Origin of the sequence: Roseovarius sp. THAF27, from assembly GCF_009363655.1 — a bacterium.
GTDB lineage: Bacteria > Pseudomonadota > Alphaproteobacteria > Rhodobacterales > Rhodobacteraceae > Roseovarius.
Map to the genome: position 1 here is coordinate 891,610 of NZ_CP045393.1, position 17,755 is coordinate 909,364.

The following is a 17,755-nucleotide window of genomic DNA, read 5'->3' on the forward strand; positions in this document are numbered from 1 at the left end:
CGATGACACTGCGATCGAGGTGCGTTGCGCCCAACCGAAGCCGGCGGGGGCGCGAGGCCCGGTGCAAAGGCGGACGGTTCTATTTGAACGCCTTGCGCAGTTCGAATTTCTGGATCTTGCCGGTCGATGTCTTGGGCAATTCCTCGAACACGATCTTCTTGGGGCACTTGAAGCCCGCCAGCCGTTCGCGGCAGAAGGCGATCAGGTCGTCCTCGGTCACCGTGGCGCTTTCCTTGATCTCGACGAAGGCGCAGGGCACCTCGCCCCATTTCTCGTCGGGCATGGCCACCACCGCGCAGAGCAGCACGGCCGGATGCATCATAAGCGCGCCTTCGACCTCGACCGAGCTGATGTTCTCGCCGCCCGAGATGATGATGTCCTTGGCCCGGTCGGCGATCTTCAGGTAGCCGTCGTCATGCTGGTAGGCGATATCGCCGGAATGGAAGTATCCGCCGCGGAAGGAGTCCTCGGTGGCTTTGGGGTTCTTGAGATAGCCTTTCATCACCGCGTTGCCGCGGATCATGACCTCGCCCTGCGTCTCGCCATCCATCGGAACCTGTTCCATGGTCTCGGGATCGAGCGCGGTGATGTCGTCCATGAAGGGCATCAGGATCCCGGTGCGGGCCTTGATGGCATAGCGTTCGTCGTCGGGCAGGTCGTCCCACCGGCTGTGCCACATGCATTCGGTGACGTGGCCATAGGTTTCGGTCAGGCCGTAGACCTGCGTCACGTCAAAGCCCAGCGGCTCGATGGCACGTAGCGTGGCGGCGGGGGGCGGCGCGCCGGCGGTGAACACGCTGACCGCATGGTCGAACTCGCGCCGCTCGGCATCCTTGGCGTTGACGATCATGTTCAGCACGATGGGCGCGGCGCCGAAATGGGTGACACCTTCGTCCGCGATGGCGTTATAGATATTGGCCGCGGTGATGTCGCGGCAGCACACCACGGTGCCGCCGATCATCGGTATGGCCCAGGTGTGGTTCCAGTTGTTGCAGTGAAACAAAGGCACGATGGTCAGGTAACGCGCGTGGCGGGGCAGGGGCCACGTCACCGCGGTGCCCATGGTCAGAAGGTAGGCACCGCGATGGCTGTAGACCACGCCCTTGGGCCGCCCGGTGGTGCCGGAAGTATAGTTCAGCGCGAGGCTTTCCCATTCATCCTCGGGCATAGTCCACCGGAAGTCGGGATCGCCGGTTTCAAGGAAATCCTCGTAGAGCTGGTGATCGCCATAGGGTTTCACGCCGGCCTCATCATCAGGCACCTCGATGATCTTTGGCGCGGGTCCGTCCATCTTGTCGATCGCCTCGAGCGTGGTGGACAGGAATTGCGGATCGACCAGCACCACCTTCGCCTCGCCGTGATCGAGAATATAGGCGATGGTGTCGGCCTCGACCCGGGTGTTGATGGCGTTCAGCACGGCCCCGCAGGCCGGCACGCCGAAATGCGCCTCGGCATGGGCGGGGATGTTCGGCAGGATTGTCGCCACCACGTCGCCGGGTTCGACGCCGATCTTCTGCAGGGCGGAGGCAAGGCGGGTCACGCGCTCGTAGTACTGGGCGTAGGTCTTTCTGAAACTGCCGTAGACCAGCGCTTCGTGATCGGCGAACACATGGGACGCGCGCCGCAGATGCGACAGGGGTGTCAGCGGGACGTAGTTCGCGTGATGCTTTTCGAGGCCGGTCTCATCCTTCATCCAACCCATGTCAGGCTCCCTTGTGGCGCATACAGTCTGATCGGCAGGAGGTATCGCGTATTTCCATGCCGAACGCAAAGCCGTTTCGTGCACGGGGCAATCTTTCCAAGTCCTGCGCGATCGCCTAGCGTTGCGGCATGATCATCTCTCCCGGTCGGAACTATATCTTCGTGCATATCCCCAAGACGGGCGGCACGTCGCTGGCGCTGGCGCTGGAGGGGCGCACGATGCGGGATGACATCCTGATCGGCGACACCCCGAAAGCCAGAAAGCGGCGGAGACGGATCAAGGATGTGAAGAGCGCGGGCCGCTTGTGGAAACATTCCACCCTGGCGGATATCGACGGGCTGGTGACGCGCGACTTCGTGGCATCGGCTTTTTCATTTACGCTGGTGCGTAACCCTTGGGACAGGATGGTCAGCTATTACCACTGGCTGCGGGTGCAAGACTTCGATCACCGGGCGGTCGCCCGCGCCAAAGCCACCGATTTCAGCGGGTTTCTGAACGCGCCGGACATGCAGGCCTCGATCCGGGCCGCGGATTATGCAAGCTACATGCGTCTGGCAAATGGTGCGGAACGTGCGACGCTTTTCATCCGACTGGAGCATTTCGAGACCGATGCGGAGCCCTTGTGGCAGCATCTGGGATTCCGGCTTGCCTTGCCGCATGAAAATCGTTCGGCCCGATCCGCCGACTACCGCGAATACTATACCGAGGCCGATGCCGAACTGGTGAGCCGGATGTGCGCACGTGACATCGAAAGGTTCGGTTACCGATTTTGAACCGATTTCGTTTCAGATTTTAGCCTTGTTTTCGGAAACTGTTGCGAATGGCCTCGCGCCGGAAACAATGCCCTATTCGTGACACTTTTCCGACCAAGCAGCGTCCTGAGAATCACGCCACATGAATCTTGTCTGCTGACGCCGTCTGCCAACGGCACAAGAGGGGAAATGGTCAATGTTCGGATGGAATTCCACGGTCGGGACGCGCGAAAGCTATGGCAATGCGGATGCATCCGCCGTCAAATCAGGGCTGATTTCCGGCACGAAAGTGGCGACGGGCATGGGCTGGCGCCCCGTCGAGGCGATTGCCGAAGGCGACAAGGTGCTGACTTTCGATGGTGGGCTTCAGACGATCACGAAAGTAAGCCGCGTCCGTTTGTGGAGCGGGCAGGACAATTGCCCGCGCCAGTTCTGGCCGCTCGAGGTCCCGGCCGGTGCGTTGGGCAACCGCGAGGTGATGCATGTGCTGCCGGGGCAGAACATCATGGTGGAAAGCGACGCGGCAGAGAACCTTTACGGTGATCCCTTCACCCTGATGCCCGCCGAAGCGATCGAGGGGCTTTATGGCGTCGCCCGCACGCCGCCCGAGGGCGACGTGAACATCGTGGTTCTGCATTTCGCCGCCGATCAGGTGGTGTTCGCGGAAAACGGGGCGCTGCTTTTCTGCCCCGCCTTTGCCGACATGGTCGATGCGGCCTTCGCCGAAGAGGCCCGCCCGTTCTACTCCATCCTGTCGATGGACGAGGCGCGGTTCTTGGCCGTGCAGATCGAGGAAGAGATTGCCGCGGCCTGCTGTAACTCACCCAAGGACATCTGGGCGGCGGCCGCTCCGGCGTAGCGGCGCAGGTTATCCCACCGGAACAAGAAAACCCGCGCGGTTGCGTGGCCGCGCGGGTTGCGTTTTTGCTCGAAAGGTCGCGGTTATGCAGCCTCTGCCTGGGTGCCGAAGCGCCCGTAGAATGACTGGTTCTTGCCGGCCATCTCGCGCAGCAACTCGGGCGTGGTGAACCGCTCGCCGAACTTGGCGGTCAGCTCGTCACAGCGCTCGGCGGCGTAGGGCGTGCCGATGATATCGAGCCACGAGAACGGTCCGCCCGACCACGGTGCAAAGCCCCAGGCGAGGATTGCGCCCACGTCGCCTTCGCGGATGTCTTCCAACACGCCTTCCTCCAGCGCGCGGACGGCTTCCAGCACTTGCGCGAACATCAGGCGATGCTGCACTTCGGTCAGGTCGGGCTGGTCTTCGGCATGGGGGTATTTCTCCTCCAGCCCCGGCCAGTAGCCCTGACGCTTGCCCTTGTCGTCATAGTCGAAGAAGCCGGCGTTCGACTTGCGGCCCAGCCGGCCTTCTTCTTCCATCCAGAAGATCACCTCATCCACCGCAGCATCGGGGTACTCATCCCCCATGGCGGCCTTCGTGGCACGGGCGATCTTGGCGCCGAGGTCGATCGAGGTCTCGTCGACCAGTTGCAGCGGCCCAACCGGGAAGCCCAGCTGACGCGCGGCGTTGTCGATCAGCGCGGGCGTCACGCCTTCGGCCACCATGCGGATCCCCTCGTTGATGTAGGGGATGATGCAGCGGTTGCAGTAGAAGAACCGCGCGTCATTTACGACAATGGGCGTCTTGCGGATTTGCCGGACGTAATCCAGCGCCTTGGCGACGGCGCGCGGCCCGGTTTCCGCACCCTTGATGATCTCGACCAGCATCATCTTCTCGACGGGCGAGAAGAAGTGGATGCCGATGAACTGCTCGGGATTGTCCGACGCCTTGGCCAATTCGGTGATCGGCAGGGTCGAGGTGTTGGTGGCGAAGATGCAATCGTCGCCCACGACTTGCAGCACCTCTTTCGTGACCTCGGCCTTCACGCCCGGATCCTCGAACACGGCCTCGATGATCAGGTCGGCGCCTTTCAGCGCGGTGTAGTCGGTGGTCGCGGTGATGAGGTCCAGCGTCGCCGCCTTCTTCTCTTCGGTGGCCTTGCCGCGCTTGATGCCCTTGTCCATGTAATCGGCGGTGTAGGCCTTGCCCTTGTCGGCAGCCTCCTGTTTCTGGTCGATCAGCACGACCTCCATCCCCGCCATGGCCGAGACGAGCGCGATGCCCGCGCCCATCATGCCCGCGCCCATGACGCCCACCTTCTTGACCTTCTGGTCGGGCACGTCGGGGCGGTTGGCGCCTTTTTCCAGTGCTTCCTTGTTGATGAAGAGGCTGCGGATCATGGCCGACGAGGACGGGTTCATCAGGACGTTGGTGAACCAGCGCGCCTCGGTCTTGAGGGCGGTGTCGAAGGGCACCAGCGCGCCTTCATAGACAGCAGACAAGAGCGCCTTGGCCGCCGGGAAAGCGCCTTGGGTCTTGCCGTTGACCATGGCCGAGGCACCGACGAAGGTCATGAAGCCTGCCGGGTGATACGGCGCGCCGCCGGGCATCTTGTAGCCTTTCTCGTCCCACGGCTTGACGAAGCTGGGCTCGCTCAGGACCCATTCCTTGGCCTTTGCGATCAACTCGCCCGCGGGCACGACCTCGTCCACCACGCCGGCGGACTTGGCTTTTTGGGGATCGTTCAGCTTGCCTTCAAGCAGGAGCGGGGACGCGCCCATGGCGCCCAGCTTGCGCACGAGGCGGGTGGTGCCGCCCGCGCCGGGGAAGATGCCGACCATGATCTCGGGCAGGCCGATCTTGGCCTTCGGATTGTCGGCGGCAAAGATACGGTGACAGGCCAGCGGAATTTCCAGCCCGATGCCAAGCGCCGTGCCGGGCAGGGCAGCGGCGATGGGCTTGCCGCCCTTGTTCTTGTCGTCCATGCCGCCACGCTCGATCTTGCGCAGGATCGAGTGCATGTTCATTAGCCCGTCCATCAGGCCCTGTGCCGGGTTGTCGCCGGCCATTTCCTTCATCTTGGCGATGACGTTGAGGTCCATGCCCCCGGCAAAGGTGCCTTCCTTGCCGGAGGTGATGACGATGCCCTTGACCGCATCGTCGGCCAGCGCGTCGTCCACCAGGCTTTCCAGCAGCGGCCAGCCTTCCATGTTCATCACGTTCATGGACTTGCCTTGGGTGTCCCAGGTGATGATCGCGACGCCGTCGTCGCCTTTTTCCATCGTGAAATCAGTCATTTTTCGTCTCCCGTGTAGGGTTTGGTCCGGGCATCTGCCCGCGATATTCTGCTTGGCCGAGCGGCAAGGGGCTTTCCCTGTCACTCGAACCGTTTCTTTGACGCCGTGACCGGTGTGCCGTTGCGTGTGGTGAACCAGGTCGTGCCGTCGCGGTCATGTGCGACCAAATCGTGATCCGAATAGTGGCATTGGTCCTGGTCAGGTCGCGTGCCGATCTCCAACAAGACCGCCTCTTCGGTGCCGCGATTGACGAAGTGATGGGCATTCGCTGCTCCGCCGGGAAATCCGGCGGCCTCGCCGGGTCCGATTTCGGTCTCTCCGTCATCGTCGATCAGCGTCAGCGTCCCCGACAGAACATAGACCATTTCGTCCTCGACCTCGTGCCAGTGGCGCAGAGACGACCGGCAGCCCGGTGGCAGGGTTGTCAGGTTCAGACCAAACCCGGTGATCCCGACCGCGTCGCCAAGCCGGATGCGCGTGCGATCCGCAAACTCCTCTTGCAGGGGGGAGGGGTAATCCGCCCCCCGTGAAACCGGCGCCTTGCTGATATCGACCTTTGGCATCACACGCGCTCGATGATCGTGGCCGCGCCCATGCCCGACGCGATACAGAGCGTTGCGAGCCCGACTTCCTTGTCGGAGCGCTCCAGCTCGTCCAAGAGCGTGCCGATGATGATCGCGCCGGTGGCGCCCAGCGGGTGGCCCATGGCGATGGAGCCGCCGTTCACGTTGACAAGTTCGGGATCGACATCAAAGGCCTGCATGAAGCGCAGCACGACCGAGGCGAAGGCCTCGTTTACCTCGAACAGGTCGATGTCGCCGATGTTCATGCCACTATCCGCGAGGATCTTCTGCGTCGCGGGCACCGGGCCGGTCAACATGATGGTGGGATCGGTGCCGATCTTGCAGGTCTGGCGGATGCGGGCGCGGGGCTTCAGGTCCCATTTCTCGCCGAATTCTTTACTGCCGATCAGCACACCGGCCGAGCCGTCCACGATGCCCGAGCTGTTGCCGGCGTGGTGAATGTGGTTGATCTTCTCAAGGTGCGGGTATTTCAGCTTTGCCACGGCATCGAAGCCGGGCATCACCTCGCCCATCTGCTGGAAGCTGGCATTGAGCGCGCCAAGCGCCTGCATGTCGGTGCCGGGGCGCATGTATTCGTCGTGGTCGAGGATGGTCAGACCGTTCTGGTCCTTCACCTCGATGATGGATTTCTCGAAACGGTTGTCCTTCCATGCCGCCGCCGCGCGGTTCTGGCTTTCCACGGCCAGCGCATCGGCCTGGTCGCGGTTGAAACCGTACTCGGTGGCGATGATGTCCGCCGAGATACCCTGTGGGACGAAATAGCTGTCCATCGCCACGCTGGGATCCACGGCAATCGCCGCACCGTCGCTGCCCATGGCCACGCGGCCCATCATCTCGACGCCGCCGGCGATATAGGCCTCGCCCGCGCCGCCCTTGACCTGGTTCGCGGCCAGGTTCACGGCTTCCATGCCGGACGCGCAGAAGCGGTTGATGGCCAGGCCGGGGATGGATTCGTCGAGGTCGGAGGCCAGTACGGCGGTCCGTGCCAGGCAGCCGCCCTGTTCCATCACCTGCGTGACGTTGCCCCAGATCACGTCCTCGACGGCGTGACCCTCAAGGCCGTTACGCTCTTTCAGCGCGTTCAGTACGTGGGTGCTGAGGCGCACGGCGGTCACTTCGTGCAGCGCGCCGTCCTTGCGGCCCTTGCCGCGCGGCGTGCGGACCGCGTCATAGATATAGGCTTCGGTCATGTCCGGACTCCTTTGGTTGTCCTGTCGTGTCTGTTTTTGGCTTGTGTGCGCGCTGAGCCGGGCTCAGGCACGGTCCGCCGGAGAGCCCGGCATCAGGTCATAGGGGTGTTTCCAGCCGGGCAGGGCCTCGATGTTGGAAAGCCATCTGTCGATATTGGGCCATTCGGCGCGGGCAAAGCCGAAGGGCTCGGGATAGAAAAGGTAGGCGCAGCAGGAGATGTCGGCATTGGACGGCCCGTCACCGACGATCCAGTCGCGCCCCTCCAGCCGGTCGTTCAGCGTGGTGTAGGCAGCCTTGAGGCGCCCTTGGGTGAATTTGATGACCTCTGCCGGGCGCTTCTCCTCGGGCAGGAAGTTCATCAGGAAACGCGTCATCCCGGCCTGGCTGCTAAGCTTGTGATTGTCCCACAGCACCCAGCGCAGAACCTCGTATTCTTCCGCCTGATCCCGACCGCCGAACTTGCCGGTCTTGTCGGTGACATATTGCTGGATCACGCCCGACTGGGTCAGGCGGATATCGCCGTCGATCATGACCGGCGCTTCGCCCATCTCGTTGACGTCTTTTCGGTACGCATCTCCGCGGGTCTCACCGCCGAAGAAATCGACCTTCACAGGCTCCCAGTCGAGCCCGGAAAGTTCCAGTGCCAGCGCCGCCTTGTAGGCGTTGCCGCTTTCACCGAAGCAGTAAAGCTTGATCGTCATGTTCTCACTCCCAATGTCATCGTCGTGGCCGGTGCTTTGCGCGTCACAGCGACCGCGAGATCAGTTCTTTCATGATCTCGTTGGTGCCGCCGTAGATGCGTTGCACCCGTGCGTCGGCCCACATTTCTGCGATGTCGTACTCGGCCATGTAGCCGTAGCCGCCATGCAGTTGCACGCAGGCGTCCAGCACCTCGAATTGCGTGTCGGTCAGCCAATACTTGGCCATCGCGGCCTTCTCGACGCTCAGCTTTCCGTGCAGGTGTTCCTCGATACATTCATCCAGGAACGCGCGGCAGACCTTGGTCTTGGTCAGGCACTCGGTCAGGGTAAAACGGATGGTCTGGAACTTGTCGAAGATCGGTGCGCCGAACGCCTCGCGCTCCTTGGTGTAGGCGATGGTACGTGCAACGCCACCTTCCAGCGCGCCTTGTGCGCCGCAGGCGATGATCAGCCGTTCCTGGGGGAGCTGCTCCATCATTTGGTAAAAGCCGCGACCCTCTTCGCCGCCGAGAATGTTCTCGGGCGGGATCTCGACATTGTCGAAGAAAAGCTCGGAGGTGTCGCCGGCCTTCAGCCCATTCTTGTCGAGGTTGCGGCCGCGGCTGAAGCCCTCGGCCCCCTCGGTTTCGACCACCACGAGCGAGATGCCCTTGGCACCCTGCTTGGGATCGGTCTTGGCGGCGACGATGATCAGGTCGGCGTGCTGGCCGTTTGTGATGAAGGTCTTCTGGCCTGTCAAACGATAGGAATTGCCCTCGCGCAGGGCCTTGGTCTTCATGCCTTGCAGGTCCGAGCCTGCACCCGGTTCGGTCATGGCAAGCGCGCCGACCAAGTCGCCCGAGACCATCTTGGGCAGCCAGCGTTTCTTCTGTTTCTCGCTGCCATAGGCCAATAGGTAATGCGCCACGATGCCGGAGTGGATCGGGTTGCCCCAGCTTGCAAGATTTGCGCGGCTCTGCTCGATGCAGATCACCGCCTCATGGCCGAAATCGCCGCCAGCGCCGCCGTATTCCTCGGGGATCGAGGGGCAGAGCAGGCCCAGTTCGCCAGCCTGCTGCCAGATCTCGCGGTCCATGATGCCGGCCTTGCGCCAGCGCTCGAAATGCGGGCCCCATTCCTCGGTGATGAACTTGGCCGTCATCTCGGTGAGCATTTCGTGCTCGTCGGTCATCCATGCGGACATGAGGAGCCTCCCTAGCGTTTGCGGGCGTCGAGTTCGGAATTGAAGATGCGCAGACGGTGACCGAACGTGTCTTCGTCGATCACGCTGTCGAAATTCTCGAAGAGAAAGGACAAGGCCTCGCCTTCGTCGAGCCCCGCTTCCTGCGCGAATTTTCGCAAGCGGCGATAGCCGTCCTCGGTCATCGCGGCGTTGAAGCGGCGGGTCAGGCGAAAGCGTTTCGGCATGATGTCCTCCCAGTCATCGTGGCGGGCGTAGGGTGGGTTTGAAACCCACCCTAAGGGGTTCAGAATGCCTCGGATTCAAGCTCCATCACGGGCTCGGCGCCGGACTCGATGCGTGCAAGGTGCATCCCCGTCGCGGGCAGGCGGCGCTTCATGTAGAAGCGGCCCGTGGCGATCTTGGTTTTGTAGAAGGCCGTGTCGCCTTCGCCGGCCTCGATCGCCGCGTGCGCGGCCTTGGCCATCTGTGCCCACATCAGGCCCAGGCAGACATGGCCGAAGAGGTGCATGAAGTCATACGACCCCGACAGCGCCGCATTGGGGTTCTTCATGCCGTTCTGCATGAAGAACATTCCGGCCTGTTGCAGGTGCTTGGAGCTTTCCTTGAGCGGGTCGAGGAAGTCCTGCTTCAGCGCCGGGTGACCCTCGTTCTCCTTGATGAACGCCTTGACCATGTCGAAGAACGCCATGACGTGCTTGCCGCCATCCTGCGCCAGCTTGCGGCCGACGAGGTCGAGCGCCTGAACACCGTTGGCGCCTTCGTAGATCATGGCGATCCGGGCGTCGCGGGCGAACTGGGACATGCCCCATTCCTCGATATAGCCATGGCCGCCATAGATCTGCTGGGCGAGGATCGTCATGTCGAAGCCCTCGTCGGTCAGAAAGCCCTTGATGATCGGGGTCAGCAGGCTGACCATGCCCTCGGCGGCCTCGTCATTGCCGCGATGTGACTGGTCGATCATCTGGCTGCCCCACAGAAGGAACGCGCGGGCGCCTTCGACAAAGCTTTTCTGGTCAAGCAGCGCGCGGCGGATATCCGGGTGCACGATCAGCGGGTCGGCCGGGCCATCGGGGTTCTTGACGCCGGTCACGTCGCGGCCCTGAAGCCGGTCCTTGGCGTATTCCAGCGCGTTCTGGTAGGCCACGTCGGCCTGGGCGAGGCCCTGCATCCCGACACCGATGCGGGCCTCGTTCATCATGGTGAACATGGCGCGCATTCCCTTGTGTTCCTCGCCCAGCAGGTAGCCCGTCGCCTCGTCATAGTTCATGACGCAGGTCGAGTTGCCGTGAATGCCCATCTTTTCTTCGATCTTGCCGCAGGCGACGCCGTTGCGCTCACCCAAGCTGCCGTCTTCCTTGACGATGAACTTGGGCACGATGAAGAGGCTGACACCCTTGATGCCCTCGGGGCCGCCGGGGATCTTGGCCAGCACGAGGTGGATGATGTTGTCGGCCATGTCGTGTTCGCCTGACGAGATGAAGATTTTCTGGCCGGTGATCTTGTAGCTGCCGTCGCCCTGCGGTTCCGCCTTGGTGCGCATCAGGCCCAGATCGGTGCCGCAATGCGGCTCGGTCAGGTTCATCGTGCCGGTCCATTCGCACGACGCCATCTTGGGAAGGTAGGTGGCCTTTTGGTCTTCGGACCCGTGGGCCAGGATCGCCGAGGCGGCGCCATGGGTCAGGCCCTGGTACATGGTGAAGGCCTGGTTGGCGGCCGAGAACATCTCGCCCACCGCGGTGCCGAGGATATAGGGCATGTTCTGCCCGCCGAATTCCTCGGGCAGGTCGAGCGCGGTCCAGCCGCCCTCCCGCACCTGGTCGAAGGCCGCCTTGAAGCCGGTGGGCGTGCGGACCACGCCGTTCTCCAGCTTGCAGCCCTCGGTATCACCGACGACGTTCAAAGGTGCCAGAACCTCGGACGAGAGCTTGCCGGCCTCTTCCAGAACGGCGGCGGTGAAGTCGCGGTCCAGCTCGGCATAGCCGGGGGTGTCGGTGGTGCTGACCTTCAGGACATCGTGAAGGATGAATTGCATGTCCTTGGTGGGCGGGGTGTAGCTCGGCATGTGGTGGTCTCCCTACATCATCACAGTGTCGGGCCGGGAAGTCATTCCGCGGCTTTGGGGGTCTGGCGGAGCGAGGAGATCATCCTCTCGCCCCATTTCATCTGGTCGCGCAGGTCGTCGATGGCCGCGGTCAGCTCGTCGCGCTGACGCTCCAGTTCTTCCAGACGGTCCTTGGCGATTTCATATGTGCTCTCCAGCTGCGTCAGCTGCTGATCGCCCCGGTCATAAAGGTTCAGAAGCTGGCGTATTTCCTCGAGGCTGAAGCCGAAGCGTTTGCCGCGCAGGATCAGTTTCAGACGGGCGCGGTCGCTTTTCGTGAACAGTCGCTTCTGTCCTTCCCGACGGGGGAAGAGCAGTTCTTTCGCCTCGTAGAAACGCAAGGTTCGCGGCGTCACGTTGAACGCGTCGCACATCTCGCGAATTGTCATCGTTTCGTCGGTCATGTCGCTTTCCGTAAATCTCGTTGCGTGGCCGGAACATGTGAGGCGATGGCTATCGGTACAACACGTAGACTGGTTTACGTAACCAATACGTAACGTCACTTTGAGCTTTACGTAAGATCAGGCAAGGTCAACCTGCGGGGCGCGCAATTATTTTGCGGAAATGCAGAGGCTGGGCCGAGCGGCCCAAGGTCTAGCCGAGCGACTTCTCGGTCGAATCGCGAGCCTTTTTCAGCTCCGCGATGGACTGTTCCAGCTGTTCCTTCTGGCTGCGCAGCTCTTCCAGCTGACGGTCCGCGAGGTCGATCCAGGTGCGCAACTGCGCGTCGGTGCCCTTTTCCTCGTAGATTTCCAGCCACTGGCGGATGTCTTCCAGCGCGAAACCCCAGCGGCGGCCGCGCAGGATCAGGGTCATGCGGGCCACTTCCCGCGGGCCGTAATAGCGCGAACGCCCCTCGCGCGTGGGACTGAGCAACTCGATATATTCGTAGTACCGCAGCGTGCGCGGCGTCACATCGAACCTGGCGCACATCTCCTTGAATGACAGGCGTTGCTCTGGCATCGCTGGTCCTCCTTACGTCTACTTAAGAGACATAGGGCGGATCGCGCAACAGGCACCCTTGCGGCGCGTCCGCATTCGGGACCATAAAGAGGCCACCAAGTCGCAGGACCTTCAATGACCGAAAAGAACAAGATGGCCGCGGAATTCATGGGCGCCATTCCCCACGCCAAGGCGCTGGGTATGCGGATCACCCATGTCGGCGAAGGCGTGGCCGAGATGCAGATGGACTATGCCGACCACCTGGTGGGCGATCCGAAGACCGGCGTGATACACGGCGGTGCGGTGTCGGCACTGATGGATACCTGTTGCGGTGCTGCCGTGATGAGCCACCCGGACTCGCCCGGCGCCACGGCGACGATCGACCTGCGCATAGACTACATGCGCCCGGCCCGACCGGGGCAGGCGATCCGGGCCCGCGCGGAGTGCTATCACATCACCCGGTCGGTCGCCTTCGTGCGGGCGCAGACTCTGGACGACGATGCCGACCGGCCCGTCGCGCAGGCCACCGGCACCTTTACCGTGGCGGACAAGCCATGAGCCGCGGGCGCCCGGAACCCGTGCAGGTGGTCAAGCAGCGACGTGACGCGGCCCTGCGCGCGCTGGTCGATGGCGTGCCATACATCCGCTTCATGGGGATCGAGTTCGATCGTCGCGGCGACGAGCTGACGGGGGTCATGCCGTTCAACGAAAAGCTGATCGGCAATCCGCTGTTGCCGGCCTTGCACGGTGGCGCCACTTCGGCCTTTCTGGAAGTGACGTCGATCATCACGCTGAGCTGGGCCATGCTGTGGGACGAGATGGAGTCGGGCGAACTGTCCCTAGAGACGTTCGAGGCAGGATCCCTGCCGCGATTGCCCAAGACCATCGACTTCACCGTGGACTACCTGCGGTCGGGCCTGCCACGGGATGCCTATGCCCGCGCTGTGGTGACGCGGTCGGGCCGGCGCTATGCGTCCGTACGGGCCGAGGCGTGGCAGGACAATCGCGCCCGTGCCTTCGCGCAGGCCACGGGGCATTTCCTGATGCCGCGCCGCGATGGCTGAGACGCCGCTGGCGATCACGCATAGGCGTGTTCTCAAGATCGCCGTACCGATCGTGTTGTCCAACGCCACCGTGCCTATTCTGGGCGCGGTGGACACGGGCGTCGTGGGGCAGTTGGGCGAGGCTGTGCCGATCGGCGCGGTTGGTATCGGTGCGATCATCCTGACCGGGGTTTACTGGGTCTTCGGGTTCCTGCGGATGGGCACGACGGGTCTGACCAGCCAGGCGCACGGTGCGGGGCGCAGCGGCGAGGTGGCGGCCATGCTGACACGCGCGTTGATGATCGGGCTGGCAGCCGGCCTTTGCATCATCGCGCTGCAAGGTCCCATGTTCGCGGGTGCCTTCCTTGTGTCGCCGGCCAGCGCCGAAGTCGAGGCGCTGGCGCGGGACTATATGATTGTCCGGGTCTGGAGCGCACCGGCCCTGATCGGGCTCTACGGCGTCACGGGCTGGCTGATCGCGCTGGAACGCACGCGCGCCGTTCTGGCGCTTCAGGTCGTGATGAACGGAGTCAATATCCTTCTGGATCTATGGTTCGTGCTGGGGCTGGAGCTTGGCGTAACCGGGGTGGCCTGGGCGACGTTCATCGCCGAATGGTCAGGCCTGCTGCTTGGCCTGTGGCTGTGCCGCGATGCGTGGGCCGTGCCGGCTTGGCGCGACTGGGGGCGGGTCTTCGACCGCGTACGGCTGGCCCGGATGATGGCGGTGAACCGCGATATCCTGCTACGGTCACTGGTGCTGCAGGGCATTTTCATCTCCTTCCTGCTGATCGGAGGGGACTTGGGGGATGTCACGCTGGCCGCGAACCAGGTGTTGTTGCAATTCCTGAACATATCGTCGCACGCGCTGGACGGTTTCGCCTTCGCCGCCGAGGCGCTCGTGGGGCAGGCATACGGGCAAGGCAGCGTCGCGCGGCTGCGGCGGGGTGCGGTGCTGGCCAGCATCTGGGCTCTGACCATCGTTCTGCTGATCGCGGTCGCGTTTGCCGTCTGGGGTGGCGCGATCGTCGACCTGATGGCCAAGGCGCCGGAGGTGCAAGCCGAGGCAAGAACGTACCTGGTCTATGTCTGTATCGCGCCGGTGGTTGGGGTGGCGCCGTTCATGCTGGATGGTATCTTCATCGGCGCGACCCGGGCGGGAGACATGCGCAACATGATGGCGATAAGCCTTGCGATCTACGTCATGTCGGCCCTGTTGCTGGTACCTTGGCTGGGCAATCACGGGCTGTGGCTGGCGCTGTTGATCAGCTTCGTGGCGCGGGGTGTAACGCTGTGGATGCGGTATCCCGCGCTCGAAACGTCGGTCGCGCCGGGACCGCAGGCCAGGGCCGCCGCCGCGCGGTAGAAATTTGATCAAATAATATTTCACGTCTGGAAAACCTTTACGGTCGCGGCAATGGTTCGCGGACCAAACACCTCCAGGAGATACCGTCATGCCCCAACCGCCGATCCGCGTTGCCATCAACGGCTTTGGACGTATTGGCCGGACGTTGCTGCGGATCCTGCTGCGCGACGCCAGGGACTTCGAACTGGTCGCGATCAACGACATCGAGCCCTTGAGCACCTGCGCCTACCTCTTCCAGTTCGACAGCGTGTTCGGGCCATGGCCGGAAGAGGTGCGCACGGACGGTCAAGTCCTGGTCGTGGGCGGCCGGCGCATTCCCTTCCACGCCGAGCCGGACCTGCGACGTATCGATTTGCAGGGGGTCGATGTCGTGCTGGAATGCACAGGAATGGGCGGAAAACGCGCCGTGGCGGAACGCGGGCTGGACGCCGGCGCGCGCAAGGTCCTGGTCTCGGGCCCCTCTGCGGAGGCGGACGTAACGCTGGTCATGGGCGCCAATGACGAACACCTGGGCGATGAACGCATCGTTTCGAACGCGTCCTGCACGACCAACGCTCTGGCCCCGCTGGCGCGGCTGCTGGACGAGGCGTTCGGACTGGTAAGCGGTCAGATGACCACGGTACATTGCTATACCGGCAGCCAGCCCACGGTCGACAAACCCCGCGCCGCGCCCGAGCGGAGCCGCGCCGCGGCTCTGTCGATGGTGCCCACGACGACCAGTGCGCAGGACCAGACGGGGCTTGTCCTGCCGCATCTGAAAGGCCGGATCGAGGCGCGGGCCATCCGCGTGCCCACCGCCAGCGTGTCTTGCATCGACCTGACGGTCCAGACGCGCGAGGCGGTCACGTCGGACGGGGTGAACGACGTTCTGAAAGCGGCGGCGCAACCGGGCGGCGTATTCGGCTGGACGGAGCAGCCCTTGGTCAGTTCCGATCTGCGCGGGCGGGCGGAGTCGCTCGTGTTGGTCGGCCCGGAAACCAGCGTGTCGGCGGGCGGGTTGCTGCGGGTATTCGGCTGGTACGACAACGAATGGGGTTTTTCATGCCGGATGCTGGACATGGCCCGACGGATGGCGGCGCGGTGACGAGATTATTCGTACGAGTAATCTCGGGGCAGGCCGCGCGCGGTGTTGCGTGCCGACCATTCCGACGAAGGATCAGTCGTCGAGCGGGTCGATCAAGTCCGGCCCGCTGGCGCGGTTGGAATTGACCTTCTGGTCCACGCGGTAGAAGTCCAGCGCGTCATCCGGGGCCGCCGTCATCAAGGTCGCGGCGCCGTGGCCCGCTTCGCCGAGCCAGAGCGGCCAGTCCTTTTCGGCCAGGATCACCGGCATGCGGTGATGGATCTTCGACATCGGCCCATTGGCCCCGGTGGTGACGATGGCGCAGGTGGTCAGCGGCGCATCGCCCTTGTCCCAGGACTGATAGACCCCGGCGAAGGCCAGCGCCTCGCCCCGGGCCGGATGGATGAACCAGGGCAGGCGATTGCCGTCCGCGTCCTTGGTCCATTCATAAAAGCCGCTGGCCGGGATCAGGCAGCGCCGCTCGCGGGCCGCCGCGCGGAAGGCGGGCTTTTCCGCGATGGTCTCGGCGCGCGCGTTGATCAGCAGCGGGCCGTCATTGGGTGTCTTGTACCAGTGCGGGAGGAAGCCCCAGCGCATCGACCCGAGCTGCCGGTCGGTGCCGTCCGAGGTCACTACGTGCACATCGTTGGTCGGACAGACGTTGTAATTGGGAACCGCTGGCAAATCGTTAACGGGGCGCGCGGCAAAGAGCTGGGCCATGGCGTCCTGCGGCAGGGTGACGGCGAAACGTCCGCACATCGGCCTACCTCAGCACGTTCGAGTAGAGCAGCATGCCCCAGGGCAACAGCGCCTTTTCGACCTGGCTCCAGAGCCCGCCAAAGGTGATCGGGTCCAGGCCGGCATGCGCTGCGATATCCTGCAGTCTGCGGCGACCGTCGATGGCGGCAAGCAGGGCGGCGGCCTGTCGGGGCAGGGCGAGCTTGCCCTTGATCCCGTCGGTGTCGAGCGCGGGCGCCTGCCCTTGCGCCACGGCGCGCGCCAGTTGCGCGGGGTGCACGCCCTTCAGATGCGGTACCAGCGTGCGCGTCTTTCCCGAGGCCACCGGGCGGCGCCTATCGGTGGCATAACCCGTGTGAGTGCGGATCGTGCCGTTCAGCTTTTCGGCCACGGCCATCGCCGCGACCGGGTCCATCCCCGCAGGCACGGGTGCCAAACGCGCGAGGTCATAGAGGATCGGAACGGTGAAGCCCGCAAAGGACCAGCCTGTGCGGTCGAGCGTGTCGGCCAGCGATTGCACGTCATAGGCGCGGTCGGTGCTGTGCAGCAGCAGGTCGTAAAACCCCGCGTCGCCGTTCTTGTGATCGTTGAGATTGGGGTTCGACTTGAAGGGATGGCCCGCGGGCAAGCTTTCGACGACCTTTCTTGCAGCCTTCAGCCGGTCTTTCGGAGGGCTGTCGCTGTAAAGCGCGGCGAACGCCTCTTGCAGGGGGTAGACGCCAGAGCGGCCATAGGGGGCATAGACCATGAAGCCCATGCCGCCGCCGGGGGCGAGGGCCGCGCGCAGGGCGTTGAAGCCCGCATCGGGGTCGGGCAGATGGTGCAGCACGCCACAACAGTCGATGTAATCGAACGGGCCATGATCGCCCGCGTCCAGCAGGCTGCCGGTGACGAAGGTGAGGCTGTTCAGCCCGCGGGTCTTTGCCCGTGCCTCGGCCACCTTTCGCGAGGCGCTGGAGAGGTCGATATAGGTTGCCTCGAAAGGCTTGCCGTATTGCGTGAGCAGCGTCGTCAGCTGGATCAGCCCGTCGCCGGTGCCGCCACCGGCCACGAGGATGCGCAGCGGCTGCGACCAGTCCCGCTGACCGCCGAAGACGTAATGGTCGATCTCCTGCGGCAGCGAGGGCGAGCCGGTGATCAGGCGCTTTTTCTCGTCCCTCGGATCCCGCTCGGGATAGGGAAAGGCCTCGTACTGGTCGCGCACCTTGTTCATGGCGCCTTTTATGCCGCGTGCCGCCCGGATTGCAAAGCCGA

18 protein-coding genes are annotated in these 17,755 nt (G+C 63.6%); 6 read left to right on the plus strand and 12 right to left on the minus strand.

Annotated features, from left to right (window positions below):
* Window positions 1-79: 79 nt before the first annotated feature.
* Window positions 80-1,702, minus strand: a complete 1,623-nt coding sequence (locus FIU89_RS04540; protein ID WP_152491492.1) for an AMP-binding protein — start codon at window positions 1,700-1,702, stop codon at window positions 80-82.
* 128 nt (window positions 1,703-1,830) lie between these two features.
* Here FIU89_RS04540 and FIU89_RS04545 point away from each other — a divergent pair, with 128 nt between their 5' ends.
* Together FIU89_RS04545 and FIU89_RS04550 are read left to right on the plus strand one after the other, a co-directional pair.
* On the plus strand, window positions 1,831-2,475 hold the full coding sequence (locus tag FIU89_RS04545) for a sulfotransferase family 2 domain-containing protein (protein ID WP_152491493.1): 645 nt from the start codon (window positions 1,831-1,833) through the stop codon (window positions 2,473-2,475).
* Between the two features lie 175 nt (window positions 2,476-2,650).
* Window positions 2,651-3,313 (plus strand): Hint domain-containing protein, encoded by a 663-nt coding sequence (locus tag FIU89_RS04550; RefSeq protein ID WP_152491494.1) that lies wholly within the window; start codon window positions 2,651-2,653, stop codon window positions 3,311-3,313.
* 83 nt (window positions 3,314-3,396) lie between these two features.
* Here FIU89_RS04550 and FIU89_RS04555 read toward each other — a convergent pair whose 3' ends face one another.
* The 9 genes from FIU89_RS04555 to FIU89_RS04595 all read right to left on the minus strand — a co-directional run bounded on the left by FIU89_RS04555 (window position 3,397) and on the right by FIU89_RS04595 (window position 12,315).
* Window positions 3,397-5,592 (minus strand): 3-hydroxyacyl-CoA dehydrogenase NAD-binding domain-containing protein, encoded by a 2,196-nt coding sequence (locus FIU89_RS04555; protein WP_152491495.1) that lies wholly within the window; start codon window positions 5,590-5,592, stop codon window positions 3,397-3,399.
* An 80-nt stretch (window positions 5,593-5,672) separates the two neighbouring features.
* Window positions 5,673-6,155: a cupin domain-containing protein gene (locus tag FIU89_RS04560; protein ID WP_152491496.1), complete on the minus strand. Its 483-nt coding sequence runs from the start codon at window positions 6,153-6,155 to the stop codon at window positions 5,673-5,675.
* Window positions 6,155-7,366, minus strand: coding sequence for an acetyl-CoA C-acetyltransferase (locus FIU89_RS04565; RefSeq protein ID WP_152491497.1), 1,212 nt, complete (start codon window positions 7,364-7,366; stop codon window positions 6,155-6,157). Before FIU89_RS04565 ends, FIU89_RS04560 begins: the two co-directional genes overlap by 1 nt.
* A gap of 63 nt (window positions 7,367-7,429) precedes the next feature.
* Entirely contained in the window at window positions 7,430-8,068 is a 639-nt protein-coding gene (locus FIU89_RS04570; protein ID WP_152491498.1) for a glutathione S-transferase family protein, read from the minus strand.
* A gap of 43 nt (window positions 8,069-8,111) precedes the next feature.
* Window positions 8,112-9,251 (minus strand): acyl-CoA dehydrogenase family protein, encoded by a 1,140-nt coding sequence (locus tag FIU89_RS04575; protein WP_152491499.1) that lies wholly within the window; start codon window positions 9,249-9,251, stop codon window positions 8,112-8,114.
* An 11-nt stretch (window positions 9,252-9,262) separates the two neighbouring features.
* Entirely contained in the window at window positions 9,263-9,475 is a 213-nt protein-coding gene (locus FIU89_RS04580) for a hypothetical protein (protein WP_057796430.1), read from the minus strand.
* A gap of 59 nt (window positions 9,476-9,534) precedes the next feature.
* A complete protein-coding gene (locus tag FIU89_RS04585) occupies window positions 9,535-11,313 on the minus strand; it encodes an acyl-CoA dehydrogenase C-terminal domain-containing protein (RefSeq protein WP_152491500.1) in 1,779 nt (592 codons plus the stop codon).
* A gap of 41 nt (window positions 11,314-11,354) precedes the next feature.
* Window positions 11,355-11,756, minus strand: coding sequence for a MerR family DNA-binding transcriptional regulator (locus FIU89_RS04590; RefSeq protein WP_152491501.1), 402 nt, complete (start codon window positions 11,754-11,756; stop codon window positions 11,355-11,357).
* A 190-nt stretch (window positions 11,757-11,946) separates the two neighbouring features.
* Window positions 11,947-12,315 (minus strand): MerR family DNA-binding transcriptional regulator, encoded by a 369-nt coding sequence (locus tag FIU89_RS04595; protein WP_152491502.1) that lies wholly within the window; start codon window positions 12,313-12,315, stop codon window positions 11,947-11,949.
* A gap of 114 nt (window positions 12,316-12,429) precedes the next feature.
* Between FIU89_RS04595 and FIU89_RS04600 the strand changes: the two genes are divergently transcribed.
* The 4 genes from FIU89_RS04600 to FIU89_RS04615 all read left to right on the plus strand — a co-directional run bounded on the left by FIU89_RS04600 (window position 12,430) and on the right by FIU89_RS04615 (window position 15,784).
* Window positions 12,430-12,852 (plus strand): PaaI family thioesterase, encoded by a 423-nt coding sequence (locus tag FIU89_RS04600; RefSeq protein ID WP_152491503.1) that lies wholly within the window; start codon window positions 12,430-12,432, stop codon window positions 12,850-12,852.
* Window positions 12,849-13,358 (plus strand): PaaI family thioesterase, encoded by a 510-nt coding sequence (locus FIU89_RS04605; protein WP_152491504.1) that lies wholly within the window; start codon window positions 12,849-12,851, stop codon window positions 13,356-13,358. Before FIU89_RS04600 ends, FIU89_RS04605 begins: the two co-directional genes overlap by 4 nt.
* Window positions 13,351-14,700, plus strand: a complete 1,350-nt coding sequence (locus tag FIU89_RS04610; protein WP_152491505.1) for an MATE family efflux transporter — start codon at window positions 13,351-13,353, stop codon at window positions 14,698-14,700. The genes FIU89_RS04605 and FIU89_RS04610 overlap by 8 nt, the downstream gene beginning before the upstream one ends.
* Before the next feature lie 88 nt (window positions 14,701-14,788).
* On the plus strand, window positions 14,789-15,784 hold the full coding sequence (locus FIU89_RS04615; protein ID WP_152491506.1) for a type I glyceraldehyde-3-phosphate dehydrogenase: 996 nt from the start codon (window positions 14,789-14,791) through the stop codon (window positions 15,782-15,784).
* 72 nt (window positions 15,785-15,856) lie between these two features.
* On the opposite strand, the gene FIU89_RS04620 is transcribed toward FIU89_RS04615, so the two are convergent.
* Both FIU89_RS04620 and FIU89_RS04625 read right to left on the minus strand, forming a co-directional pair.
* Window positions 15,857-16,522: an SOS response-associated peptidase gene (locus tag FIU89_RS04620; protein ID WP_152491507.1), complete on the minus strand. Its 666-nt coding sequence runs from the start codon at window positions 16,520-16,522 to the stop codon at window positions 15,857-15,859.
* 4 nt (window positions 16,523-16,526) lie between these two features.
* Window positions 16,527-17,714: a bifunctional 2-polyprenyl-6-hydroxyphenol methylase/3-demethylubiquinol 3-O-methyltransferase UbiG gene (locus FIU89_RS04625; protein ID WP_152491508.1), complete on the minus strand. Its 1,188-nt coding sequence runs from the start codon at window positions 17,712-17,714 to the stop codon at window positions 16,527-16,529.
* Window positions 17,715-17,755: the final 41 nt, after the last annotated feature.